Genomic DNA, 24,185 nt, shown 5'->3' on the forward strand with positions numbered 1-24,185 from the left:
TCCCGATCGCTCCTCACACGTGAGGAGTTCCGATCCGTCGCGCCACACGGACACGGGGCGGGAGCCGTCCCGATGATCAGTATCGGCTGGGTGTGGGCACATGCGGCTCGGGCTGATGGCGGAACCAGAGCGTGGCGAGTGCCGGCAGGGTGAGCGTCGCCACCGGGGGGCCCTCGTCGCCGTGGGGATGCGCCGTGATCATGCCGTAGTTCCCGGTGCCGCTGCCACCGTACTCGACGGCATCCGTGTTCAGCACCTCCTGCCAGGTGCCCTCGTCGGGCATCGCCAGTCGGTACCCCGTGCGACTGGTGCCCGCGAAGTTCGTCACCACCACGAGCCGGCCGCCGTGCGCATCACGGCGCTCGAAGGCGACGACGCTCGGATCCCACGTCGGAGCCCCCAGACGTGACAGCGATGAGCCGTCGCCGTCACGCTCCCACAGCGGTGACTGAGCGCGGTACGCGGCGTTCATCGATCCGACGAAGGCCTGCAGCTGCGCGTGCGACGGCTGATCGAGAAGCCACCAGTCCAGCTCGCGATCGACCGACCACTCGCCGATCTGACCGAACTCCTGGCCCATGAATAGCAGCTTCTTGCCCGGATGCCCCCACATGTAGCCCAGGTACGCGCGCACATTGGCGAGCTTGTGGGCATGATCACCGGGCATCCGTGAGATCAGGCTGCCCTTGCCGTGCACGACCTCGTCGTGGCTGATCGGCAGCATGTAGTTCTCGCCGAAGGCGTAGACGAACGAGAAGGTGATCTCGCCCTCGTGGTGCGAGCGGTGGATCGGGTCTCGCTTCATGTACACCAGCGAGTCGTTCATCCAGCCCATGTTCCACTTGAACCCGAATCCGAGACCGGCGTGGTCGGTCGGCGCTGTGACGCCGGGGAAGGCGGTGGACTCCTCGGCGATCATGACGATGCCCTTGTGCAGCCGGTACGCCGTGGCGTTGACCTCCTGCAGGAACCGGATCGCCTCGAGGTTCTCCCGGCCGCCGTGCACGTTCGGCTCCCATTCGCCGTCGCGGCGGGAGTAGTCGAGGTACAGCATCGACGCGACCGCGTCCACGCGCAGCCCATCCACGTGGAACTCGCTGAGCCAGTACAGGGCGTTCGCGACGAGGAAGTTGCGCACCTCGTTGCGGCCGTAGTCGAAGATCAGCGTGCCCCAGTCCTGGTGCTCGCCGCGCCGCGGGTCCGCGTGCTCGTACAGCGGCTGCCCGTCGAAGCGGGCGAGGGCGAAGGCGTCCTTGGGGAAGTGCCCCGGCACCCAGTCCAGGATCACGCCGATGCCGGCCTGATGCAGGCGGTCGATGAGGTGGCGCAGATCGTCAGGGGTGCCGTAGCGACTGGTCGCGGCGTAGTAGCCGGTGACCTGGTAGCCCCACGACCCTCCGAACGGATGCTCCGCCAGCGGCATGAACTCGACGTGGGTGAAGCCGGTCTCGAGCACATGCGCGATGAGCGGATCGGCCGCCTCACGGTAACCGAGCCCGCCTCTCCAGGAGCCGAGATGCACCTCGTACACCGACATCGGCTGCGCCACGGCGTGTGTCGCGGCGCGACGCGTCAGCCATGCGCCGTCGTTCCAGCGGTAGGCGCTCAGCGACACGACCGACGCCGTCGCGGGCGGCACTTCGGCCTGCTGGGCCATCGGGTCGGCCTTCAGCCGCCAGGTCCCGTCGCGCCCCATCAGCTCGTACTTGTACCGCGCGCCGACCTGGACGTCGGGCACGAAGAGCTCCCACACGCCGCTCGCGCCCATCGACCGCATGGCGTGACCTTCGCCGTTCCAGTCGTTGAAATCCCCGACGAGGCGCACGGCCTGTGCGTTGGGCGCCCACACGGCGAAGTCCACGCCCGTCTCTCCGTCGAGCGCGCGCGGGTGCGACCCGAGCACCTGCCAGAGCTGTTCGTGACGGCCCTCGCCGATGAGGTGCAGGTCGAGTTCGCCGATCGTGCTGAGATGACGGTACGGGTCACCGGAGATCGTCTCCGCGCCGTCCTCGTACCCGGTGGCCACGCGGTACGCCACCGGAGGGCCTTCGTGGCGACCCTCCCAGATGCCCTGCGCGGCATGCTCGAGTTCGAGTCGCGTGCCGTCAGTGAACACGGCCTCGACCGTGCGGGCCAGCGGTCGTCGCACCCGGATGGTGGTCGCCGTGCGTCCCACGGCATCCGTCTCGGGGTGCGCCCCGAGCACCGAATGCGGATCGTGATGCGCACCCTGGGCGATGCTGGCCCAGTCCTCGGAGACGTCCTCGACATGGCTCATGGTCGCTCCTTCACCCTCAGGATGTGCACCGGCTCGGCGAAGGCGTCGAGTCGCACGTAGTTGTGATCCCGCCAGGTCCACTCCGCCCCGGTGAGCAGATCCTCGACGAGGAACTCATCGCCGGGCTCGACACCCCAGATGCGGGTGTCGAGGTGCACCGTCGTCTCACGCACCGAATGCGGATCGACGTTCGCCACGATGATCAGCGTATCGGGGCGTCCCGTCCCGGTGAATGCCGCATCCAGGTGCTTCGAGTAGACCAGCACCGCGTCGTCGTCGCTCCAGTGCACCGAGAGGTTGCGCAGCTGGCGCAGCGCCGGGTGCGCACGGCGGATCTCGTTCAGCCGGCGCAGCAGCGGCGCGAGGGATTCGCCGCGCTCCTCCGCGGCGTCCCAGTCGCGGAGCTTGTACTCGTACTTCTCATTGTCGATGTTCTCTTCGGAGCCGGGACGGGCGACGTTCTCGACGAGCTCGTACCCGGCGTACACGCCGTAGACCGGAGCGGCGGTCGCCGCGATGCACGCCCGGATGCGGTAGGCGGCCCGACCGCCGAACTGCAGATACTCGGTGAGGATGTCGTGCGTGTTCACGAACAGGTTCGGCCGCATGTAGTCGCTGGTCTCGTGCGCGATCGTGGTGAGGAACTCCTCGAGCTCGGCCTTCGTGTTGCGCCACGTGAAGTACGAGTAGCTCTGCTGGAATCCCACCGCGGCCAGGGCACGCATCACGGCGGGGCGGGTGAACGCCTCGGCGAGGAAGATCACGCCCGGATCCTGGGCGTTCACCTCGGCGATCAGCCACTCCCAGAACTGCAGGGGCTTGGTGTGCGGGTTGTCGACGCGGAAGATCCTCACCCCGAAACCGACCCAGTGCATCACCACGCGCAGCATCTCGGCGTAGATCCCGTCGGGGTCGTTGTCGAAGTTCAGCGGGTAGATGTCCTGGTACTTCTTCGGAGGGTTCTCCGCATAGGCGATGGTGCCGTCGGGCAGGGTCGTGAACCACTCCGGATGCTCGGTCACCCAGGGATGGTCGGGAGAGGCCTGCAGAGCCAGGTCGAGGGCGACCTCCAGGCCCTCCTTCTGCGCCGCACGGACGAACGCGAGGAAGTCCTTCTCGGTGCCGAGGTCGGGGTGGATGGCGTCGTGTCCGCCCTCCGCCGCGCCGATCGCGTACGGTGAGCCGGGGTCGCCCGGTTCCGCTGTGAGCGTGTTGTTGCGCCCCTTGCGGTTGGTGGAGCCGATCGGATGCACCGGCACCAGGTAGATGACATCGAAGCCCATGCCGGCGACGCCGGGAAGACGCTTCGCCGCGGTGCGGAACGTGCCGCTCTTCACGGTGCCGTCCTTCCGCTGTGCGGCGCCCTCGGAGCGGGGGAAGAACTCGTACCAGGCGCCGACGCCGGCCGTGGCCCGCTCGACCGTGAGAGACAGTGCAGCGGTGCGACTGCCCACCCCCTGCACGGGCCGGTCGTGCAGGGCCGCCGTGACGGCGGCATCCGTGGCCACGGCGCCGAGCTGCACCGCATCCGGCTTCTTCAATCGCTTCGCCGCCGCCTTCAGCAGGGTGCGCTCCGGCGCGGGGCGATCCTTCTCGGCGGCAGCCGCTGCGAGCAGCTCTGCGCCGAGGGCGCACATCACGGCGATGTCGACGCCTGCCTCGGCCTTCACCGCGGCGGAGGAGGCCCACGTGGCGAACTCGTCGGCGTACGCCTCATAGCGATAGGTCCATGTGCCGGTCGCGTCCAGCGCGACCTCCACCTGCCAGCGATCCGTGCCGTCGCCGAGCGGCGCCATGCGGTGCAGCGTGTCGTTCCCCGCGGGGTCGGTCAGGCGCAGATGCACGCCGATCCGGTCGTGACCCTCGCGGAAGGACACCACCCGGAACGGTACGACCTCACCCGCGAACGCCTTCGCGGAATAGCCCTGCGGCACGTGCGGAGTCGGCTCGAACAGCGGGATGCGGCCGACCCGTACGCCGTGCCGCGGCGGTGTCTCGGCGGCAGGGCGCAGAGGAATCCTGGCGGGGCTTCTCAGCGCCGCGGGTTCGAGAGCGGTTCGTGCTGCCACCCCTTGAATGTACCGCTCGCGGCTTGGCCCGTCACGCGTTCCCGGGGTGGGCCGCACCGGCCGGGCGGGGCGCGCTCACTCCACGCGGAACAGGCGCATCGACGTGCCGGGAACGGGCAGCACTTCGCCGGGCGCGTACCTCCGGTTCTCGGTGCTCGGCGTCTCATCGGCGCTGGACCACAGCGACACGAAACCGGTCGCGCCCTCGATCGAGTCCGGCAGACGGACGTCGATGGGCGCCTCGGTGCCGTGCACGATCAGCAGGATGCGGTTGGTCTCGCCGTTCTCAGGAACGCTGGCCGCGACGTACTGCAGGGTGCGATTGCGGGGGTCGTTCCACTGCTCGGCCTCCATCGTCTCGCCGTTCTGGTCGTACCAGTCCATCTCGGAGGCCTCGGGCACATGCTCGCCCAGCCGCGCGTACCGGCTCGGCCGCAGCGCGCGGTTCTCGGCCCGAAGCCTGGTGAGCAGCGACAGATGAGCGATGAGGTCGCGCTGCCATGGCTCGTGATCCCAGTCCAGCCAGGTGAGCGCCGAGTCCTGACAATAGGCGTTGTTGTTGCCACGCTGGGTGCGCCCGAACTCATCGCCCGCCGTGATCATGGGGATGCCCGCCGACAGCAGCAGTGTCCCGAGCAGGTTGCGCATCGCCTTGCGGCGCGCCGCGAGGATCGTCGCGTCGGTGGTGGGACCTTCGACGCCGTGGTTGAACGAGCGGTTCATGTCGGCGCCGTCGCGGTTGTCCTCGCCGTTGGCCTCATTGTGCTTGACGTCGTACGAGACGAGGTCGTGCAGGGTGAAGCCGTCGTGAGCGGTGACGAAGTTCACGCTCGCCAGCGGACCGCGCTCCTCGCTGTAGGTGTTCGCCGATCCGGCGAGACGGTTCGCGAATCCCCCGACGCCGACCGGGGCCGAGGCGCGCCGGGCGTAATCGATGTCGCTGAGCCAGAAGTTGCGCACGCGGTCGCGGTAGCGGTCGTTCCACTCGCTCCACCCGACGGGGAAGTTCCCCGTCTGCCAGCCGCCCAGCCCGACGTCCCACGGCTCGGCGATGATCTTCGCGTCCTGCAGCGCGGGGTCCTCCCGGATCGCGCGCAGCAGGGGGTGCTCGGGGTCGTACTCGTGGCTTGCGTCGCGTCCGAGCGCTGCGGCGAGATCGAAGCGGAAGCCGTCGATCTGCATCTCCGTGGCCCAGTAGCGCAGCGAGTCGAGCACGAGGCGGGCCGCGGCATCCGTCGCGGTGTTCAGAGTGTTGCCCACCCCGGTCGTGTCGATGTAGGTGCCGTCGGGCTGCTGGCGGTAGTACGCGGCGTTGTCGAGCCCGCGCAGGCTGGAGCGCGGACCGCCGATGCCCTCCTCGCTGGTGTGGTTGTAGACCACATCGAGGATGACTTCGAGGCCTGCCTCGTGGAGCAGCTTCACCATGCCCTTGAACTCGGCGAGCACGGCCTCAGGGCCGCCCTTCCGGGCGGCTTCGCTGGCGTAGGCGGTGTGCGGGGTGAAGAAGCTGAGGGTGTTGTACCCCCAGTAGTTCGTCAGGCCGCGTTCGAGCAGACGCGGTTCGGGCATGAACGCGTGCACGGGAAGCAGTTCGACGGCGGTCACGCCGAGCGACTGGAAGTACTCGATCATGGCCGGGTGGGCGAGTCCGGCGTAGGTGCCGTGCAGAGCGGGTGTCACGTCGGGGTGACGCTTCGTGAGGCCCTTGATGTGGCCCTCGTAGATCACGGTGCGCTCGAGCGGGGTGCGCGGCTTCTGCACGCCGCCCCAGTCGAAGCCGTCCTCGATCACCACGGATCGCCATTCCTCATAGCCCTCGCCCTGCGCCAGGCCACGGGCATACGGGTCGAGCAGCAGCGTCTCGGAGTTGAAGAGGTGACCGGGGCCGTGCGGGCCGTCCGCCCGCAGCGCGTAGCGAGCGCCCGGTTGCAGCAGCTCGGTGGTGACCTGCCAGACACCGCCGGGTCGGCGCTCCAGCGGCAGCTGCGCGATCTCCCAGTCGAGGTCGTCGGCGTCGAAGACGACGAGCTGCACCGCGGACGCATGCTGCGACCAGACGCGGATCGTGCCGACGCCGTCGTGCAGGCGCACGCCGAGGTCGTCGAGTGCGGAACCCCCGAGGGGCGGCGTGGTCGGCGAGGGCATGAGGAACAGCCTAAACGGCGGGGAGCCCGTCTCGTGAATCCGCGTACCAGCCTGAGTGAGCCCGCGTACCGGCGCCGGGCGCGGCGCGAATGGGAGAATGGACGGATGCGCTTCTACCTCGATCACGCCGCTTCGGCGCCGCTGCGGCGCGAGGCCCGTGAGGCATGGCTGGCGGCGAGTGAGATCGTGGGCAACGCCTCCTCGACGCACGGCGCGGGCCAGGACGCGCGACGGATGCTGGAGGAGTCGCGCGAGGAGGCGGCGGAGGCGCTCGGATGCGACCCGATCGAGGTGGTGTTCACCTCCGGCGGAACCGAGTCCATCAACACCGCGCTGCGCGGCCTGTGGTCGTCGCGCACGCCCGGAGCCGATGCGATCGTGCTGCCGGATGCCGAACACCACGCCACGATGGACACGGTCGCCGCGCTGCGTGCGGAAGGCGCGGAGGTGCGCCCGGTCCGCGTCGACCGCGAGGCGCGCATCGATGCATCCGCCTTCGCCGCGGCGCTGCCCGGTGCCGCCGTCGCGACAGCGCTGGTCGCGAACAACGAGGCCGGCACGATCAACGACGCGGCCCTGCTCGCGAACGCCGCGGCGGAGTCCGATGTGCCGCTGCACCTGGACGCGGTCGCCGCGTGGGGGCATCTGCCGCTGTCGTTCCGGACGCTGCGCGCGCAGGCGCCCGCGGGGGCCGGGCTGGTCGCGATGAGCGTGGCAGGACACAAGATCGGCGCACCGGTCGGCACCGGAGCGCTGGTGGTGGCGCGGACGGCACGCATGACTCCGCTGCTGCACGGCGGAGGCCAGCAGCGCGGCCTGCGGGCCGGCACGCAGGATGTGCCGGGCGCCGCGTCGTTCGCGGCCGCCCTCGTCGCGGCCGAGGCGGAGCGGGAGTCGGAGACCGAGCGGCTGAGCGCGCTGCGCGAGCGGCTGATCGCCGGTATCTGTGCTGCCGTGCCGCGGGCGGAGCTGCTCGGCGACCGGACGCGGCGGCTGCCCGGCAACGCGTACGTGCTGTTCCCCGGCGCGGTGGGGGAGAGTCTGCTGTTCCTGCTCGACATGGCCGGTGTCGCGGCATCCACCGGCTCGGCATGCCAGGCCGGCGTCGCCGAGCCGTCCCACGTCGTGATGGCGACGGGCCGCAGCGAGCAGGACGCCCGCAGTGTGCTGCGCTTCACCCTCGGGCGCACGTCGACCGATGCCGACGTCGACGCGGTGCTGGCCGTGATCGCCGACGCGTATGCGCGCGCTTCGCGCTGAACCGGCCCGCTGTCAGCCGGGCGCTCGTACACTGGAACCCATGCGTGTTCTGGCGGCGATGAGCGGGGGAGTGGACTCCGCGGTCGCCGCGGCGCGCGCGGTGGAGGCCGGGCACGACGTCGTGGGCGTGCACCTGGCGCTGTCCCGCGCGGGCGGAACCCTCCGCACCGGAAGCCGAGGATGCTGCACGATCGAGGACGCCCTCGACGCGCGACGCGCCGCCGATCTGCTCGGCATCCCGTTCTACGTCTGGGACTTCTCCGAGCGGTTCCGTGACGACGTCATCGACGATTTCATCGCGGAGTACAAGGCGGGCCGCACCCCGAACCCGTGCCTGCGGTGCAACGAGAAGATCAAGTTCGCGGCGCTCCTCGAACGGGCGATCGAGCTGGGCTTCGACGCCGTCTGCACGGGGCACTACGCGACCCTCGTCGACGGCGAGGGCGGCCTGGAGCTGCACCGCGCCTCGGATGCCGCGAAGGACCAGTCCTACGTGCTCGGCGTGCTGAACGCCGAGCAGCTGGCGCACACGTACTTCCCGCTCGGCTCCACCCCGTCGAAGGCGCTCGTGCGCGCCGAGGCCGAGCAGCGCGGGCTGAGCGTCGCGCAGAAGCCGGACAGCCACGACATCTGCTTCATCCCCGACGGCGACACCCGTGGCTGGCTGGCCGAGAAGGTCGGCGCCGAGCAGGGCGAGATCATCGACCGCACCGGTGCGGTGGTCGGCTCCCACGACGGTGCGCATGCCTTCACCGTGGGTCAGCGCCGCGGCCTGAGGCTGGGTGTGCCGGCGTCCGACGGCAAGCCCCGGTTCGTGCTCGAGGTGCGTCCGGTGTCGAACACCGTGGTCGTCGGCCCCAAGGAGGCACTCGCCATCGCCGAGATCTCGGGCGAGCGGTTCTCATGGGCCGGCGCGGCGCCCGCGGATGACGAGTTCGCCTGCGAGGTGCAGATCCGTGCCCACGCCGATCCCGTTCCGGCGCGGGCCTTCGTGTCGGAGGAGGCTGTGCGCGTCGTCCCGGCGTCGCCGCTGGACGGCGTGGCTCCCGGACAGAGCGCCGTGCTCTACGTGGGCACACGCGTGCTCGGGCAGTTCACGATCGACACGACGGTGTCGGCGGTGCCCGTCGGCGCGTGAACGCGATCGGCCGTGGGGATGTCGGCTCCCGCTCGTAGACTTGCGAGGTGCCGGAGAACATCTCACTGGAAGACGCCCGCGTCGAGGCCGACGACTTGACCACCCGCATCCTCGAGGCCAAGGACGCGTACTACGGGCGCGACACCTCGCTCGTCGACGACGCGACGTATGACGGGTGGATGCGGCGCCTCGAGGAGCTCGAGCGGCTGCACCCCGAGCTGCAGGGGCAGGATTCGCCGACGCAGATGGTCGGTGCGGCCGAGGCCACAGCGCTGGCGACGATCGAGCACGCCGAGCGGATGCTGAGTCTCGACAACGTCTTCTCCGTCGACGAGCTGCGCGAGTGGGCGGCGAAGACGCAGGCGGCCGCAGGACGGGAGGTCGCCTGGCTCACGGAGCTGAAGATCGACGGGCTCGCGATCAACCTGCGCTACGAGAACGGCGTGCTGACCTCGGCCGCCACGCGCGGCGACGGGAGGATCGGCGAGATCGTCACGGAGAACGCTCTGCGCCTGGCCGACATCCCGGAGCGACTGCGCGGCACCGGTCATCCGTCGATCGTCGAGGTGCGCGGTGAGGTGTTCATTCCCGTCGCGGCCTTCGAGCGACTGAACGCCGCGCAGGCGTCGTTTCGCGACCGTGCGTACGCCGACGCGCTGTCCCGCTGGGAGGCGCGCGCCGGAGCGAAGAAGCCCTTCGACGAGGAGAAGGCGAAGGCCGCGGCGGCGCGGCGCTTCCCGGCGTTCGCGAACCCTCGCAACGCCGCCAGCGGAGGGTTGCGGCAGCAGCTCGACAAGAAGGCCGGCCTCGAGCATGAGGCCGGCGAACTGCGCGTGAACTCGCTCTCGCTGTACGTGCACGGCATCGGCGCCTGGCAGGACCCGCCGGTCGGCGCGCAGAGCGAGGTGTACGACCTTCTGAGCGAATGGGGCCTGCCCACCAGCCCGCATACGAAGGTGTGCCACGGCATCGACGAGGTCGTCGCCTTCGTCGAGCACTTCGGCGAGCACCGCCACGACATCGAGCACGAGTTGGACGGCATCGTCGTCAAGGTCGACGAGCTCTTCCTGCACGACGAGCTCGGTGCGACCAGCCGTGCGCCGCGCTGGGCGATCGCCTACAAGTACCCGCCGGAGGAGGTGCAGACGACGCTCCTGGACATCGTCGTGTCGGTGGGGCGCACAGGACGCGCGACCCCGTATGCGGTGATGGCGCCCGCGCACGTCGCGGGCTCCGTGGTGCGTCAGGCGACGCTGCACAACAAGGACGTCGTCAAGGCCAAGGGCGTGCTCATCGGCGACACCGTCGTGCTCCGCAAGGCCGGAGACGTGATCCCCGAGGTGCTCGGTCCTGTGGTCGAACGGCGCGACGGCAGCGAACGCGAGTTCGTCATGCCCGAACGCTGCCCGGAGTGCGACACACCCCTGCGGCCCATGAAGGAGGGCGACATCGATCTGCGCTGCCCGAACGCACGCTCCTGCCCGGCGCAGGTGCGCGGCCGGGTGGAGCACATCGGCTCTCGTGGCGCGCTCGACGTCGAGGCACTCGGCGAGGTGACCGCCGCCGCGCTGACGCAACCCAGTCGCCCCGCCGAGCCTCCGCTCGACACGGAGGCCGGTCTTTTCACGCTCACGCTCGAGCAGATCGTGCCGATCGAGGTCGTCGTGCGCGATGCCGAGACGGGGCTGCCCAAGGAGGACGACGACGGCGTGGTCAAGACGCGCGCCCCGTTCCGTCGCAACCCCACCGCCGCAGAGAAGAAGGCGGGAAAGGACGGACCTCAGCCGTCGTCGCAGGCGGTGAAGCTGCTCGCCGAGCTCGACAGGGCCAAGACGAAGGAGCTCTGGCGGCTGCTGGTCGCGCTGAACATCCGGCACGTCGGTCCCGTGGCCGCCCGTGCGCTCGCCCAGTGGTTCGGGTCGCTGGACGCCATCCGCAGCGCCAGCCGTGAGGAGCTCGCCGGCGTCGAGGGCGTGGGTGGCATCATCGCGGACTCGCTGCTCGAGTGGTTCCAGGCCGATTGGCATCAGGAGATCGTGCGGCAGTGGGCGGACGCCGGCGTGCAGTGGGCGACACCGGGGCATCCGGGTCCCGGGGCCGCCGCGGTGCAGGGCGGAGTCCTCGAAGGGCTCACCGTCGTCGCCACAGGATCGCTCGAGGGCTACACCCGAGAGGGAGCGCAGGAGGCCATCATCAGGGCCGGCGGCAAGGCCGCGTCCAGCGTCTCGAAGAAGACCGATTTCGTCGCGGCGGGGCCCGGCGCGGGTTCCAAGCTGGCGAAGGCCGAGGACCTCGGCATCCGCATCCTGGACGCCGCACAGTTCCACGTGCTCGTGACCCAGGGGCCGGACGCGCTCTCATGAAGCGCTACGGACCACTCACGGCCGTCCCCGAGGCGCTGGCCGTGGGAGATCCCGGCAGGCACCACCTGCGCCTGACGATCGACGGGGTGATCGTCCGAGAGGGTGCCGAGCACCGCGGGATCCATCCCTGGGAGCGCATCGAGCGGATCAGACTCGACGTTCCCACGACGCGATTCCGTCTTCCCGGGGCACTGGGGACCATGATCCTCGGTGCGTTGACGGCGACCCTGCTCACCGACCCGGGGATCGATCCCGACGACGGCACGATCGACATCCGTCTGGCGGAAGGGTCGCAGACCCTGCCGCTCAGCAGGCATCACGTCGGCGGGTACTGGCGGCCGACGGTGACCGGCGCTCACCGCCTCCTCGACCACCTCGTCGGGCACGCCGAGCAGCGCGCTCTCCTCCGTCATCCCGAGCGTCTCATCGATCTGGCCGCCGTCCTCGCCCGCCGGGAGGGCTCCGGCGCCTGAGCCCCGATCGTCACCGTGGGGCGGCTAGTGAGGGCGCGGCGGGGCGTGCGCGAGTGCACCACGTGCCGGCGACTGCACCACGTGCCGACGTGGATAGCCGGTGCGTCACTGCACCACGTGCCGACGACTGCACCACGTGCCGACGACTGCACCACGTGTCGACGCGGATAACCGGTGCGCTCGGCGGCAAACGGTGCACTCGGCGAACCGGTGCCGGCGCGGCGGCGCCGCTCAGCCGCGGTGGCGGGGCTTGCGGAACGGCTTCTCGCCCTCCCGCGAGTACGCGCGGGAATCGCCGTCTCGACGGTCACCGCGACCTGCGCGGTCGCCGTCACGCGGCGAGCGGCGATTCGGCACGCCGCGGTCGGGCTTGATCTCGATCAGGCGACCGGAGATGCGCGTGTCCCGCAGCTTGTCGAGCACGGCGGGATCGAGGTTCACCGGCAGCTCGACGATCGAGAAGTCCGGCTTGATGGCGATGGCGCCGAAATCATCGCGCCCGAGCCCGCCCTCGTTCGCGAGGGCGCCGACGATCTGGCGCGGCTCGACGCGGTGGCGGCGCCCGACCTCGATCCGGTAGGCGGCATAGTCGCCGCGCCCGCGCCGCTCGGTCCGCGGTGCCCGGTCCGCACGGTCCGTACGCTCCCGCGGCGGGCGGTTGTCACGCTCGACCGCACGCGAGAGCTCATCGCGCTCCGGGTCGAGCAGCAGCGGAGCGTCACCCTGTGCGACCACGGCCAGCGCCGCCGCGACGTCGGCCTCGGGCACGTCGTGGTTGCGCACGTAATGCGCGATGATGTCGCGGAACCCCTCGATGCGGACGGTCTCCTGCAGGGCGCCCGTGATGGCGTCGTCGAAACGCGCCAGGCGCGTGGTGTTGACGTCCTCCGTCGTGGGCAGCTGCATCTGCGTCGGCTGCTGCCGGGTGGCCCTCTCGATGTGCTTGAGCAGGTAGCGTTCGCGCGGCGTGATGAAGCTGATCGCGTCACCCGTGCGGCCCGCGCGTCCGGTGCGGCCGATGCGGTGCACATACGATTCGGTGTCGGTGGGGATGTCGAAGTTGATCACGTGGCTGATCCGCTCGACGTCGAGACCACGGGCGGCGACGTCCGTGGCGACGAGGATGTCGAGCTTGCCGTCCTTCAGCTGGTTCACCGACCGCTCGCGCTGCACCTGCGGCACGTCACCGTTGATCGCGGCGGCCGAGTAGCCGCGCGCACGCAGCTTCTCCGCCAGGGCCTCGGTCTCGTTCTTCGTACGGACGAAGACGATCATCCCGTCGAAGTTCTCCACCTCGAGGATGCGGGTCAGCGCGTCGACCTTCTGCGCGTAGGACACGACGAGGTAGCGCTGGGTGATGTTGGTGTTGGTCGCGGTCTTCGACTTGACCGTGATCTCCTCGGGGTCGCGCAGGTATTGCTGCGCGAGGCGCCGGATCGTGGTGGGCATGGTGGCCGAGAACAGGGCGACCTGCTTCTCCTCCGGCGTCTGCGCGAGGATCTGCTCGACATCCTCCGCGAAGCCCATCTTCAGCATCTCGTCGGCCTCGTCGAGCACGAGGTACTGAAGTTCGGACAGGTCGAGAGTGCCCTTGGCCAGGTGGTCCATGATCCGGCCGGGAGTGCCGACCACGACGTGCACGCCGCGGCGCAGGGCGGACAGCTGCACGCCGTAGCCCTGTCCGCCGTAGACGGGAAGCACGTGCACGCCCTTCATCCGGGAGGCGTACGACTCGAACGCCTCGCAGACCTGCAGCGCGAGTTCCCTCGTCGGGGCGAGCACCAGCGCCTGCGGCGTCTTCTGCGTGACATCCAGGCGTTCGAGCACCGGCAGGGCGAACGCGGCGGTCTTGCCGGTTCCGGTCTGCGCCATGCCGACGACGTCACGACCCTGCAGCAGGGTGGGGATGGTCGCCGCCTGGATCGGCGAGGGGAACTCGTAGCCCAGATCCCGGATCGCCTTCAGCACCGGCCCGGTGATGCCGAGCTCCTCGAAACCCGGCTTCGCGGCCTCCTCGGCGGAGTCGGGCATGGTGGCGGGCTGGGCAGCGGCGGTATCGTCGGCGGTCACCCGCCCACGATAGTCCCTGCGCCTGGGCGCACGCAGGGGATAGCCGGGTTCAGGATCCGGATGTCAGGGGGAGCAGCTTCTCCTTCACCTGACGACGCAGCACCTTGCCGATCAGCGAGGTGGGCAGTTCGTCCACCACGAAGATGCGTCGCGGCACCTTGTACGGCGTCAGGATGCCGCGCGCGAACTCGCGGATCGCCTCGACGTCGACCTCCGCATCGTCGCCCACCACGATCGCCGCGACGACCTCCTCGCCGGAGTGATCGCTGGGCAGCCCGACCACCGCGGCGTCGACGACGTCCGGATGATGGCGCAACGCGCCCTCGACCTCTGTCGGGGCCACGTTGAAGCCGCCGGTGATGATGAGCTCCTTGATGCGGTCGACGATGCGCACGAATCCGGCGTCGTCGATGGTCACGATGTCACCGGTGCGGAACCAGCCGTCGGCGAAGACGGCCTCCGTCTCCTCGGGTTTTCCGTAGTAGCCGGAGAAGACCTGGGGCCCGCGCACGATCAGCTCGCCGGCCGTGCCGGCGGGCACGTCCTCGGTGGGGTTCTCCGGGTCGACGACGCGGCACTCCGTGCCCGGAAGAGGAAGCCCGACGGTGCCGGCGACGCGGTTTTCCGCGACCGGGTTCGCCATCAGCACGGGCGAGCACTCGCTCAGCCCGTATCCCTCCACGAGGAAGCCGCCCGAGGCCTCCTCGAACGGCACGACGAGCTCGTGCGAGAGCGCCATGGCTCCCGAGATCGCCACCTTCGTGCCGGTGATCGGCACGCCCTTCGCCTTCGACGCGGCCAGCAGCCGCTCCGCGATCGGCGGGACCAGAGGCAGGAACGTCGCCGGGTGCTTCTTCGTCACCTCGAGCACCAGGTCGGGATCGAACTTCGGGAAGAGCACCAGGCGCGCACCCATCGACATCGCGAAGGTGAGGCACAGCGTCAGCCCGTAGGCGTGGAACATCGGCAGCACGGCGTAGACGACGCATCCGTCGCCGCGCGTGATCGACGGCACCCAGGCCTGGGCCTGCGCCGCGTTGGCGAGCAGATTGCGGTGCGTGAGGGCGGCGCCCTTGGGCGTGCCGGTCGTGCCGGAGGTGTACTGGATGATCGCGAGGTCGTCGGTGCTCGGGCGGGGATGCGTCGCCGGCAGCGGGTCGGCGCCGGCCACCGTGCGCCACGCGATCGCTCCGCGGACCCGGGCGGTCAGCGCCTCGCGCGCCGCACGGGCCTTCGCGACCGGCAGCGCGAGGGCCGCGCGCGTGAGGAGGGGCATCGCCTGTGTGACGTCCACCGAGATGAGACTGGTCACGGCGAGGTCGTCGGGGAAGCCCTGCACCGTCTCGGCGACCTTGCTCCACACGATCGCGTGCTTCGCACCGTGATCCTCGAACTGCTTGCGCAGCTCTCGCGGGGTGTAGAGCGGGTTGTGCTCGACGACCACGGCGCCGAGACGCAGCACGGCGTAGAACGCGACGATGTGCTGCGGGCAGTTGGGCAGCACGATCGCGACCGGGTCGCCGGCCTTCACACCCAGGTCGCGCAGGCCGGCCGCCGCGCGGTCGATCGACTCCTGCAGCTGACGGTAGGTGGTCTCTCGCCCGAAGAACTGCAGCGCGGGAGCATCCGGGTAGTCCCGTGCGGACGCCGCGACGATGTCGACCAGGGAGCCCGAGACGGGGGAGACATCATCGGGGACCCCTTCCGCGTAGCTGGCGGTCCATGGGCGAGGAGGAACGAACTCGGTCACGGCTGTCAGCCTACGCGCGAATCGCTCGCGGACCCCGTCGGGGGACGAGCCGCGCTCTCGGAGGCTGCGCCCCTCTCCTAGACTGTGAGGGTGTCTGAAATCACCCCCGATCTCGTGCGCCATCTCGGCGTGCTCGCGCGCATCCAGCTCACCGACGACGAGGTGACCCAGCTGACGAGCCAGCTCGACGTCATCGTCGACAACATCGCGAAGGTGTCGGAGGTGGCCACCCCGGATGTCGCCGCCACCAGCCACCCCATCGCGATGAGCAACGTCTTCCGACCCGACGAGGTGGGACAGACGCTGACACTCGAGCAGACCCTGCAGAACGCGCCGGACGCCGCGGACGGCCGCTTCCGCGTCACCGCGATCCTGGGAGAAGAGCAGTGAGCGACATCATCCGCATGACCGCCGCAGAACTCGGCGAGAAGCTGCGTGCGGGAGACATCTCCAGCGTCGAGGCCACCCAGGCGCACCTCGACCGCATCGCCGCCGTGGACGCCGACGTGCACGCCTTCCTGCACGTCAACGAGCACGCCCTCGCCGCAGCCGCGCACATCGACGATCGTCGCGCCGCCGGCGAGGATCTCAGCCCGATCGCGGGCGTGCCGCTCGCCATCAAGGACGTGCTCGTCACCACCGATCAGCCTTCCACGAGTGGATCGAAGATCCTCGAGGGGTACCTGTCGCCGTTCGACGCCACTGTCGTCGCGCGTGCCCGCGCCGCGGGCCTCATCCCGCTCGGCAAGACCAACATGGACGAGTTCGCCATGGGGTCCTCCACCGAGCACTCGGCGTACGGTCCGACCCGCAACCCGTGGGACCTCGACCGCATTCCCGGCGGCTCCGGCGGCGGATCCGCCGCCGCCGTGGCCGCGTTCGAGGCCCCGCTCGCCCTGGGCTCCGACACCGGCGGATCGATCCGGCAGCCCGCCCACGTCACGGGCACGGTCGGCATCAAGCCCACCTACGGAGGCGTGAGCCGCTACGGCGCGATCGCGCTGGCATCCAGCCTCGATCAGGTCGGCCCGGTCACGCGCACCGTGCTCGACGCGGGCCTGCTGCATGACGTGATCGGCGGCTACGACCCGAAGGACTCCACGTCGCTCGACGAGCAGTGGCCGTCGTTCGCGGCCGCCGCGCGTGAGGGAGCGACCGGCCAGGTGCTGAAGGGTCTCAGGGTCGGCGTCATCAGGGAGCTTCCCGACTCCGGGTTCCAGCCGGGGGTCGCGGCGTCCTTCCACGCGTCGCTCGGACTGATGGAGGCGCAGGGCGCTGAGATCGTGGAGATCTCCGCCCCGCACTTCGAGTACGGCGTCGCGGCCTATTACCTCATCCTGCCCGCCGAGGCGTCCAGCAACCTGGCGAAGTTCGACTCCGTCCGCTTCGGGCTGCGCGTCACTCCCGACGGCAACCCGACGGTCGAGGACGTCATGTCGGCCACGCGCGAAGCCGGATTCGGTCCGGAGGTGAAGCGCCGCATCATCCTCGGCACGTACGCCCTCTCGGCCGGTTACTACGACGCCTACTACGGCAGCGCGCAGAAGGTGCGCACCCTCATCCAGCGCGACTTCGACGCGGCGTTCCAGCAGGTCGACGTCATCGCGACGCCGTCCGCGCCGACGACGGCGTTCCGCCTGGGCGAGAAGATCGACGACCCGCTGCAGATGTACCTGAACGACCTGACGACCATCCCCGCGAACCTCGCCGGCGTCCCCGGGATCTCGATCCCCTCCGGCCTGGCCGAGGACGACGGCCTGCCCGTCGGGATCCAGTTCCTCGCCCCCGCGCGGGAGGACGCGCGCCTGTACCGGGTCGGCGCTGCCCTCGAGGCCGCGCTGCTCGACACCTGGGACGGCCCGCTGCTCGACAAGGCACCGACGCTCGGTGATATCCGGAACCGGCAGGAAGGGATCCGCTGATGGCCACCGCCACGCTCATGGACTATGACAGGGCGCTCGAGCTGTTCGAGCCTGTCCTCGGCTTCGAGGTGCACGTCGAGCTCAACACGCGCACGAAGATGTTCTCCGACGCGCCGAACCCGGCCAACGACGAGTTCCACGGCGCCGAGCCGAACACCCTCATCGCACCCGTCGACCTCGGCCTGCCCGGCTCGCTGCCGGTGGTCAACGCCACGGCCGTGCGCTCGTCGATCAGTCTCGGCCTCGCGCTGGGCTGCTCGATCGCCGAGTCCAGCCGCTTCGCGCGCAAGAACTACTTCTATCCGGATCTCGGCAAGAACTACCAGATCTCGCAGTACGACGAGCCGATCGCCTTCGAGGGGTCCGTCGAGGTGGAGCTCGAGGACGGCACCCTCGTGACCATCCCGATCGAGCGCGCGCACATGGAGGAGGACGCCGGCAAGCTCACGCACATGGGTGGGGCGACCGGCCGCATCCAGGGCGCCGAGTACTCGCTGGTGGACTACAACCGGGCCGGCGTGCCGCTGGTCGAGATCGTCACCAAGCCGATCTTCGGCGCCGAGCACCGCGCCCCCGAGATCGCTAAGGCCTACGTCGCCGCGATCCGCGACATCGTGCGGGGCCTGGGCATCTCCGAGGCGCGCCTGGAGCGCGGCAACCTCCGCTGCGACGCGAACGTCTCGCTGCGTCCCCGCGGCGAGCAGAAGCTCGGCACCCGCACCGAGACGAAGAACGTCAACTCGATGCGCTCGGTCGAGCGCGCGGTGCGGTACGAGATCCAGCGTCAGGCACAGATCCTCGCCGACGGCGGGACGATCATCCAGGAGACCCGTCACTGGCATGAGGACACCGGCACCACGTCGCCGGGACGCCCGAAGTCGGATGCCGACGACTACCGCTACTTCCCGGAGCCTGATCTGCTGCCCGTGCAGCCGTCGCGCGACCTCGTGGAAGAGCTGCGCGCCGCCCTGCCCGAGCAGCCCGTCGCCCGTCGGCGCCGACTGAAGGCCGACTGGGGTTTCACCGACCTGGAGTACCAGGACGTGCGCAACAGCGGACTGGTCGACGTGGTCGAGGCGACGGTCGCCGCCGGCGCCACGCCCGCTGCCGCCCGCAAGTGGTGGACGGGCGAGATCGCCCGCATCGCGAACGCGCAGGAGCGGGAGATCACCGGTCTCGTGTCGCCCGCCGACGTGGCCGCTCTGCAGAGGCTCGTCGACGAGGGCACGCTCACCGACAAGCTCGCGCGACAGGTGCTCGAGGGCGTCATCGCCGGCGAGGGCACCCCGCAGCAGGTCGTCGACGGGCGCGGACTCGCCGTCGTCTCGGACGACGGGGCGCTGATCGCCGCCATCGACGACGCACTCACCGCGCAGCCCGACGTGCTCGCGAAGATCAAGGACGGCAAGGTGCAGGCCGCCGGCGCCGTGATCGGCGCCGTCATGAAGGCGATGAAGGGACAGGCGGATGCCGCGCGCGTGCGTGAGCTGATTCTGGAGCGCGCCGCGCAGTCGTGACACATCCGCTTCCGTCCGCTCCGACCCGTGCGGAGCGGGCGGAGCCGTGTCGGCGCCTGCAGGGAGAATGGATGCATGGGACGCGGTGACGGATCGGGAAGGATCGTCTCGCAGGCAGGCGCCGACGACACCGGCGCCGGCATCCTGCACGTGGACATGGATGCGTTCTACGCATCGGTCGAGGTGCTGCACGACCCGTCGCTGCGCGGGCTGCCGCTGATCATCGGGGCGCCGGACGGCAGGTCTGTCGTCTCCAGCGCGTCGTACGAAGCCCGCCGCTTCGGCGTGCGCAGCGCCATGCCCGTGTCGCAGGCGCTCCGGCTGTGCCCTACCGCCCGCGTCGTGCCGCCCGACTTCCGTCGCTATCAGGCGGTCTCGCAGCAGGTGATGACGATCTTCGAGAGCATCACGCCGATCGTCGAGCCGCTCTCGATCGACGAGGCCTTCCTCGACGTGCGCGGCGTGCGGCGCCTGTGGGGGAGTCCGGGCGAGATCGCGGTGCTGCTCCGTCGCCGGGTGCAGGACGAGGTGGGGATCACCTGCAGCGTCGGCGTCGCGGCGACGAAGCACGTCGCGAAGATGGCCTCCACCATCTCGAAGCCGGACGGAATGCTCATCGTCCCCGCCGCGCGAACCCAGGAGTTCCTCGATCCTCGTCCGGTGAGCGCCATGTGGGGGGTCGGACCGAAAGCGGCGGAGGCGCTGCAGCGGCGCGGCATCCGGCTCATCAGAGACGTGCGGCAATCGCCCCCGGACGCGCTGGAGCGCGCGGTGGGTCCGGCGCTCGGCGCCCGGCTTCAGCAGCTCGCGCGTGGTGAGGACGCCCGTGCCGTCGAGACCCATCGCGTCGAGAAGAGCGTCGGCCATGAGGAGACCTTCGACCGCGACATCGGCGACCTCGAGCTGCTGCGCTCGGAGCTGCTGCGACTCGCGGATCGGGTCGGCGCACGCCTGCGATCGGCCGGGTGGCAGGCAGGCACGGTGTCGATCAAGATCCGGTTCGCCGACTTCACCACGCTCAGCCGGAGCCTCTCGCTCGCCGAGCCCACCGATGTGGGGCAGCGAATCGGCGAGACGGCGCTGACGCTGTTCGACCAGATCGATCGGCGCGACGCGGTGCGGCTGGTCGGCGTGCGCGCCGAGAAGCTCCGCGAGGCGGGCAGCGGGGCGATGGCACTGTGGGACGACGACGCCGAGCGCCGCCGCCTGGAGGGCACTCTCGACGACGCGCGCGCCCGGTTCGGGGTCGGGATGGTGACCCGCGCCCGGCATATCGGCCGCGGCGACGGGCGAGGGGCGCCGCAGCGGCCGCTCCCGCACGGGGAGGAAGACCAGCGGCCCGCGGTCGAGTAGCGTGGTGCCATGCCGAACCTCGCACTCGAACTCGGAGAACAGTCCGTCGCTCTCGGCGTGAAGAGCGCCTACGGCGAGCCGTTGGATGTCGACGGGATCGCCGTCACACCCGTCGCCATCACCTGGTCGGGCTTCGGCGCCGGCAGCGACGGCGAGCGTGACGGCGGGGGAGGCGGCGGCGTGGCCATCCCCGTCGGCGTGTACGTGCGCCGTGAGGAGGGGCTGCGGTTCGAGCCGAACCTCGTCACGCTGCTCGCGGTCGCCGTGCCCTTCGTGTGGGTCACGGGACGCGCGCTCGTCCGCATCATCCGTGCACTCAAGAAGTAGCGATCCGTTCGACGAGCGGCTCTCCGCCGCCGTCGACCGCATCGTCGCGGCCGTCGTCGCCGTCTCGGCGTCCAACCCCGTCGTGCTGATCGACGGCCGAAGCGGTGCCGGCAAGAGCAGTCTCGCGGCCCGGCTGCGGCGCGACTGGCCGCTGCAGGGACGGGTGCAGCTCGTCGCCCTCGACTCCCTCTATCCCGGATGGGACGGCCTGGAGCGAGGTGCCGAGATCGCGCGGGAGAGCATCCTCATCCCGCACGGCCGCGGATCCCTCGGCACCTGGCACCGCTGGGATTGGCAGCGTGAGGCCGAGGCCGAGGCGCACGCGGTCGATCCTGCCCTCGGGGTCATCGTCGAGGGCTGCGGGATCCTGACTCCGTCCTCGGCCCGCCTCGCCGACGTCACGGTGTGGGTCGACGGCGCCGCGGAGACACGCCGACGTCGGGCGCTGGACCGCGACGGCGACACCTTCCGCGCTCACTGGGACAGGTGGGCGCGCCAGGAAGACGCTCATATCGAGAAGCACCGGCCCGTGCAGCTCGCCGACGTCCGCGTCGACGTGCCCTAACCGCGAGGGTCCTGCTCGTCCGCCGCCCGCACGAGCAGCTCCAGGCGGTAGCCGAGCCAGTCGTACACTCCGAACCGGGGGTCTTCCGGGTCGTGGTCGTCAGCGGTCTCGATCCCCAGGCGCGAGGCCACCACGAGTCGCAGCGCGGCGAGGGTTCGCATCCAGGCGTCGGCCTGCGCATCCGAGAGCGACAGGCGGTGCTCGCGGAATCCGCCACCCGGGTCGGCATCCTCCGCATCCGCGATCGACGCGAGACTGCGTCTCACGGTCGTCGCGTCGGCGTGGCGGCGATCGATCAGGGCGTCCCTGGTCGCCTCACGGAACTCCGTCGACGCCGCGTCGTCACCCGGATAGGCGTCGGGCGCGAGACGGGCGACCCCCGGATCGTCCATCGATCGGGGGTCGTCGATGACGGCGATCAGCTCGTCGATGAGCGCCACGAGATTCCGCGCCTCGATGACGGCGATACCGATCCTGACGACGGATGCGCTCATCAGCCGGCCTCCCGCACGGTCGCCCACAGACCGTAGTCGTGCATCGCCTGCGCGTGCACTTCCATCGTCTCGCGCGGGCCCGTGGCGACCACGGCGTGACCTTCGTGGTGCACCGACAGCATGAGCCGAGTGGCGTGCTCGTCGCTGTACCCGAAGTATCGGCGGAACACGCGGACGACGTAGCTCATCAGGTTCACCGGGTCGTCCCACACGACCAGCTCCCAGGGCCGCAGGGGAGCGGCTGTGAGCTGGTGGTCCACGACGGGAGCGGATGCGGGGGAGCTCATGCCCACCCCAGTTCGTGCAGCTGCTCGTCATCGATGCCGTAGAAGTGCGCGATCTCATGCACGAGCGTCGTGTGCACCTCGTCGCGCAGCTCATCCTCGTTTTCGCATGCGGCGAGGTGGGCGTGCCGGTAGAGGATGATGCGGTCGGGCAGCTCGCCCATGCCGTACTGGCCGCGCTCGGTGAGGGCGAGCCCCTCGTACAGACCGAAGAGCTCCTCGCCGTTCTCCGGGTGGTCTTCGACGACGAAGACCACGTTCTCGAGGCCCTCGACCATCTCGTCGGGCAGCCGGTCCAGTTCGTCGACCACGAGGGCTTCGAACGCCTCCGGATCCATCTGCATCCCGCGCGGCAGCCGGCGCTCCATGTGCACTCGCCGGCCGTGACGCGCCAGATCGAGACGCACCTCGGCGGCCACGAGCGCCCGGTGGAAATCGTCATCGGGATCGGGATGCTCGGTGAAGCCCGCTGACGCGTAGAACGGCGCGTTCCAGGGCACGTCCGCATACGTCCGCAGCGTCATCCGGGTGGCCCCTCGCTCCGCGGCCCGGTCGAGGGCGGCCTGCAGCAGGGCCCGACCATGCCCCCGGCCGCTGTGCTCGGGACGGACCGAAAGCTGCTCCAGATGCGCCACGCCGTCGTGCTCGAGCACGTGCGCGAACCCCAGCGCGGGACCGGTCTCGGATGCCGCGACGACGAGGATGAAGCCGGCATCGGCCCGTCGTTCCTGTCCCTCCGGCGGCGCGCCCCAGTCCACCGCGCCGAACAACGGCTCGAACACCGTGTCCGCGGCGGATTCGATGCCGGCGAGCAGGTGCAGGTCGGCGTCGGTCGCGAGGCGGACGTGCGAGGGCATATTTCGATGCTATCGACCCCCCACGCGCGGAGGCCGCCTGCGCCGACGAAGCGGACCACCGCACAGAAGAGGAGCCCGGCAGTCACGCGACCGCGTGCACCGGGCTCCTCGATTGGGGTGAGTAACGGGGCTTGAACCCGCGACCCCCGCGACCACAACGCGGTGCTCTACCAGCTGAGCTATACCCACCATGTGCCTGCCGGAGCAGGCGCCTCAGAAAGTCTATTACATGTTCACGGTGAATTCCGACACGACGCGATCGGCGACCGTGCGCGCCTCCTCGGAGGAGGGGCCGGGTCCTGGGACGAACACGGCGTCGCGGTAGTAGTGCAGTTCCCGGATCGACTCCAGGATGTCGGCCAGCGCGCGATGGCCGCCGTCCTTCGCCGGCGCCTGGAAGAACACCCGGGGGTACCAGCGGCGCGACAGCTCCTTGATGCTCGAGACATCGACGTTGCGATAGTGCAGATGCCGATCGACAGCCGGCATGTACTTCGCGAGGAACATGCGGTCGGTGCCGATCGTGTTGCCCGCGAGGGGCGCCTTGCGCTCCAGCGGCACGAAGCGCTTGATGTAGGCGAGGGTCTGCGCCTCCGCCTCCGCCAGGGAGACGCCGTGCGGGATCTCCTCGATCAGTCCGGACGTGCGATGCATCTGGGTGACGAACTCGCTCATGTTCGCCAGGGCTTCGGCACCCGGTGTGATGACGACCTGGAACCCCGGATCGAGCGGACGCAGTTCGAAGTCGGTGATCACGACGGCGATCTCGACGAGTTCGTCGACCGCGAGGTCGAGACCGGTCATCTCGCAGTCGATCCAGACGAGGCGGTCGTTCTCAGAGGCGGAAACCATGGGGTCGATCCTATCGGTGGGGCCGCTCGCGGTATTCTGGGGAGGTCGCCTCCTTAGCTCAGAGGAAGAGCATCGGCTTTCTAATCCGTTGGTCGCAGGTTCGAATCCTGCAGGGGGCACCACGGCGATCAGTGACGCAGCGCGGCCACGGCGTCATCGGCGTCCCAGAATTCGCCCACCAGGCGGAAGGCGCCGGAGGGCAGGTGCAGGCGCTCGGCGCGGTACCGGATGCCGAGGGGGTCGGCGATGACACGAAGATGTCCTCGGATGCTGCCGCGCGCGTCCACGACGCGCCAGAGATGGTCTCCGGCACGGTCGAGGTGCTCGGCGTCGGACCGCAGCACCGGCGTGCTCCACGGAATCGAGGGGAGTGACTCGGACAGGGTGCGCATGGTGTCTCCTTTCCTTCTTCGAAGATAAGGACGACCACCGACATCGCCTTCGCCGATCCCGCCGTAGACTCGGGTC

20 protein-coding genes, 2 tRNA genes and 1 pseudogene are annotated in these 24,185 nt (G+C 70.0%); 11 read left to right on the forward strand and 12 right to left on the reverse strand.

Annotated features, from left to right (window positions below):
• Nucleotides 1-76: 76 nt before the first annotated feature.
• The 3 genes from glgB to glgX form a co-directional block, all read right to left on the reverse strand.
• On the reverse strand, nucleotides 77-2,278 hold the full coding sequence (gene glgB, locus ACFWH5_RS08830) for a 1,4-alpha-glucan branching protein GlgB (RefSeq protein ID WP_378834060.1): 2,202 nt from the start codon (nucleotides 2,276-2,278) through the stop codon (nucleotides 77-79).
• Nucleotides 2,275-4,347, reverse strand: coding sequence for a maltotransferase domain-containing protein (locus tag ACFWH5_RS08835; protein ID WP_378834061.1), 2,073 nt, complete (start codon nucleotides 4,345-4,347; stop codon nucleotides 2,275-2,277). The genes glgB and ACFWH5_RS08835 overlap by 4 nt, the downstream gene beginning before the upstream one ends.
• 75 nt (nucleotides 4,348-4,422) lie before the next feature.
• The gene (gene glgX, locus ACFWH5_RS08840) at nucleotides 4,423-6,492 is read right to left on the reverse strand and encodes a glycogen debranching protein GlgX (RefSeq protein ID WP_378834063.1); all 2,070 of its coding nucleotides are present in this window, start codon (nucleotides 6,490-6,492) and stop codon (nucleotides 4,423-4,425) included.
• Between the two features lie 105 nt (nucleotides 6,493-6,597).
• On the opposite strand from glgX, the gene ACFWH5_RS08845 reads away from it, so the two are divergent.
• From ACFWH5_RS08845 to ACFWH5_RS08860, 4 genes are read left to right on the forward strand one after another with little or no spacing between them, the layout of a single operon-like run.
• The gene (locus ACFWH5_RS08845) at nucleotides 6,598-7,752 is read left to right on the forward strand and encodes a cysteine desulfurase family protein (RefSeq protein ID WP_378834064.1); all 1,155 of its coding nucleotides are present in this window, start codon (nucleotides 6,598-6,600) and stop codon (nucleotides 7,750-7,752) included.
• Nucleotides 7,753-7,792: 40 nt separating this feature from the next.
• Nucleotides 7,793-8,890, forward strand: a complete 1,098-nt coding sequence (gene mnmA, locus ACFWH5_RS08850; protein WP_378834065.1) for a tRNA 2-thiouridine(34) synthase MnmA — start codon at nucleotides 7,793-7,795, stop codon at nucleotides 8,888-8,890.
• 47 nt (nucleotides 8,891-8,937) lie between these two features.
• Nucleotides 8,938-11,253, forward strand: a complete 2,316-nt coding sequence (ligA, locus tag ACFWH5_RS08855) for an NAD-dependent DNA ligase LigA (RefSeq protein ID WP_378834066.1) — start codon at nucleotides 8,938-8,940, stop codon at nucleotides 11,251-11,253.
• The gene (locus ACFWH5_RS08860) at nucleotides 11,250-11,726 is read left to right on the forward strand and encodes a hypothetical protein (protein WP_378834067.1); all 477 of its coding nucleotides are present in this window, start codon (nucleotides 11,250-11,252) and stop codon (nucleotides 11,724-11,726) included. The genes ligA and ACFWH5_RS08860 overlap by 4 nt, the downstream gene beginning before the upstream one ends.
• A gap of 231 nt (nucleotides 11,727-11,957) precedes the next feature.
• On the opposite strand, the gene ACFWH5_RS08865 is transcribed toward ACFWH5_RS08860, so the two are convergent.
• Nucleotides 11,958-13,757, reverse strand: a complete 1,800-nt coding sequence (locus ACFWH5_RS08865) for a DEAD/DEAH box helicase (protein WP_378834794.1) — start codon at nucleotides 13,755-13,757, stop codon at nucleotides 11,958-11,960.
• An 88-nt stretch (nucleotides 13,758-13,845) separates the two neighbouring features.
• Nucleotides 13,846-15,546 (reverse strand): long-chain-fatty-acid--CoA ligase, encoded by a 1,701-nt coding sequence (locus ACFWH5_RS08870; RefSeq protein ID WP_378834068.1) that lies wholly within the window; start codon nucleotides 15,544-15,546, stop codon nucleotides 13,846-13,848.
• A 90-nt stretch (nucleotides 15,547-15,636) separates the two neighbouring features.
• On the opposite strand from ACFWH5_RS08870, the gene gatC reads away from it, so the two are divergent.
• The 6 genes from gatC to ACFWH5_RS08900 all read left to right on the forward strand — a co-directional run bounded on the left by gatC (nucleotide 15,637) and on the right by ACFWH5_RS08900 (nucleotide 21,230).
• Nucleotides 15,637-15,936: an Asp-tRNA(Asn)/Glu-tRNA(Gln) amidotransferase subunit GatC gene (gene gatC, locus ACFWH5_RS08875; protein ID WP_378834070.1), complete on the forward strand. Its 300-nt coding sequence runs from the start codon at nucleotides 15,637-15,639 to the stop codon at nucleotides 15,934-15,936.
• Complete coding sequence (gene gatA, locus ACFWH5_RS08880; RefSeq protein WP_378834071.1) at nucleotides 15,933-17,468, forward strand: Asp-tRNA(Asn)/Glu-tRNA(Gln) amidotransferase subunit GatA; 1,536 nt, start codon at nucleotides 15,933-15,935, stop codon at nucleotides 17,466-17,468. The genes gatC and gatA overlap by 4 nt, the downstream gene beginning before the upstream one ends.
• Nucleotides 17,468-18,985 (forward strand): Asp-tRNA(Asn)/Glu-tRNA(Gln) amidotransferase subunit GatB, encoded by a 1,518-nt coding sequence (gatB, locus tag ACFWH5_RS08885; RefSeq protein WP_378834072.1) that lies wholly within the window; start codon nucleotides 17,468-17,470, stop codon nucleotides 18,983-18,985. The genes gatA and gatB overlap by 1 nt, the downstream gene beginning before the upstream one ends.
• A gap of 75 nt (nucleotides 18,986-19,060) precedes the next feature.
• Nucleotides 19,061-20,338 (forward strand): DNA polymerase IV, encoded by a 1,278-nt coding sequence (gene dinB / locus ACFWH5_RS08890; protein WP_378834074.1) that lies wholly within the window; start codon nucleotides 19,061-19,063, stop codon nucleotides 20,336-20,338.
• 9 nt (nucleotides 20,339-20,347) lie between these two features.
• Nucleotides 20,348-20,665 (forward strand): hypothetical protein, encoded by a 318-nt coding sequence (locus tag ACFWH5_RS08895; RefSeq protein ID WP_378834075.1) that lies wholly within the window; start codon nucleotides 20,348-20,350, stop codon nucleotides 20,663-20,665.
• On the forward strand, nucleotides 20,649-21,230 hold the full coding sequence (locus tag ACFWH5_RS08900) for a hypothetical protein (RefSeq protein ID WP_378834076.1): 582 nt from the start codon (nucleotides 20,649-20,651) through the stop codon (nucleotides 21,228-21,230). Before ACFWH5_RS08895 ends, ACFWH5_RS08900 begins: the two co-directional genes overlap by 17 nt.
• On the opposite strand, the gene ACFWH5_RS08905 is transcribed toward ACFWH5_RS08900, so the two are convergent.
• The 6 genes and pseudogenes from ACFWH5_RS08905 to orn all read right to left on the reverse strand — a co-directional run bounded on the left by ACFWH5_RS08905 (nucleotide 21,227) and on the right by orn (nucleotide 23,717).
• On the reverse strand, nucleotides 21,227-21,724 hold the full coding sequence (locus ACFWH5_RS08905) for a DUF2017 family protein (protein ID WP_378834077.1): 498 nt from the start codon (nucleotides 21,722-21,724) through the stop codon (nucleotides 21,227-21,229). The genes ACFWH5_RS08900 and ACFWH5_RS08905 overlap by 4 nt on opposite strands.
• Nucleotides 21,724-22,011 (reverse strand): ATP-dependent Clp protease adapter ClpS, encoded by a 288-nt coding sequence (gene clpS, locus ACFWH5_RS08910; RefSeq protein ID WP_378834078.1) that lies wholly within the window; start codon nucleotides 22,009-22,011, stop codon nucleotides 21,724-21,726. Before clpS ends, ACFWH5_RS08905 begins: the two co-directional genes overlap by 1 nt.
• The gene (locus tag ACFWH5_RS08915; protein ID WP_378834795.1) at nucleotides 22,008-22,352 is read right to left on the reverse strand and encodes a metallopeptidase family protein; all 345 of its coding nucleotides are present in this window, start codon (nucleotides 22,350-22,352) and stop codon (nucleotides 22,008-22,010) included. Before ACFWH5_RS08915 ends, clpS begins: the two co-directional genes overlap by 4 nt.
• 114 nt (nucleotides 22,353-22,466) lie before the next feature.
• Nucleotides 22,467-22,865 (reverse strand): annotated as a pseudogene (locus ACFWH5_RS08920) (GNAT family N-acetyltransferase); the annotation flags it as partial.
• A gap of 113 nt (nucleotides 22,866-22,978) precedes the next feature.
• Nucleotides 22,979-23,054: transfer RNA gene (locus ACFWH5_RS08925), tRNA-His, on the reverse strand.
• Between the two features lie 36 nt (nucleotides 23,055-23,090).
• Nucleotides 23,091-23,717 carry an oligoribonuclease gene (gene orn / locus ACFWH5_RS08930; RefSeq protein ID WP_378834080.1) on the reverse strand — a complete coding sequence of 209 codons (627 nt, stop codon included), beginning with the start codon at nucleotides 23,715-23,717 and terminating at the stop codon, nucleotides 23,091-23,093.
• A 47-nt stretch (nucleotides 23,718-23,764) separates the two neighbouring features.
• On the opposite strand from orn, the gene ACFWH5_RS08935 reads away from it, so the two are divergent.
• Nucleotides 23,765-23,839: transfer RNA gene (locus ACFWH5_RS08935), tRNA-Arg, on the forward strand.
• Between the two features lie 6 nt (nucleotides 23,840-23,845).
• Here the strand turns inward: ACFWH5_RS08935 and ACFWH5_RS08940 are convergent.
• Nucleotides 23,846-24,109, reverse strand: coding sequence for a hypothetical protein (locus ACFWH5_RS08940; protein ID WP_378834081.1), 264 nt, complete (start codon nucleotides 24,107-24,109; stop codon nucleotides 23,846-23,848).
• Nucleotides 24,110-24,185 lie beyond the last annotated feature (76 nt).

Origin of the sequence: Microbacterium sp. NPDC058345, from assembly GCF_042723855.1 — a bacterium.
Lineage (GTDB): Bacteria > Actinomycetota > Actinomycetes > Actinomycetales > Microbacteriaceae > Microbacterium.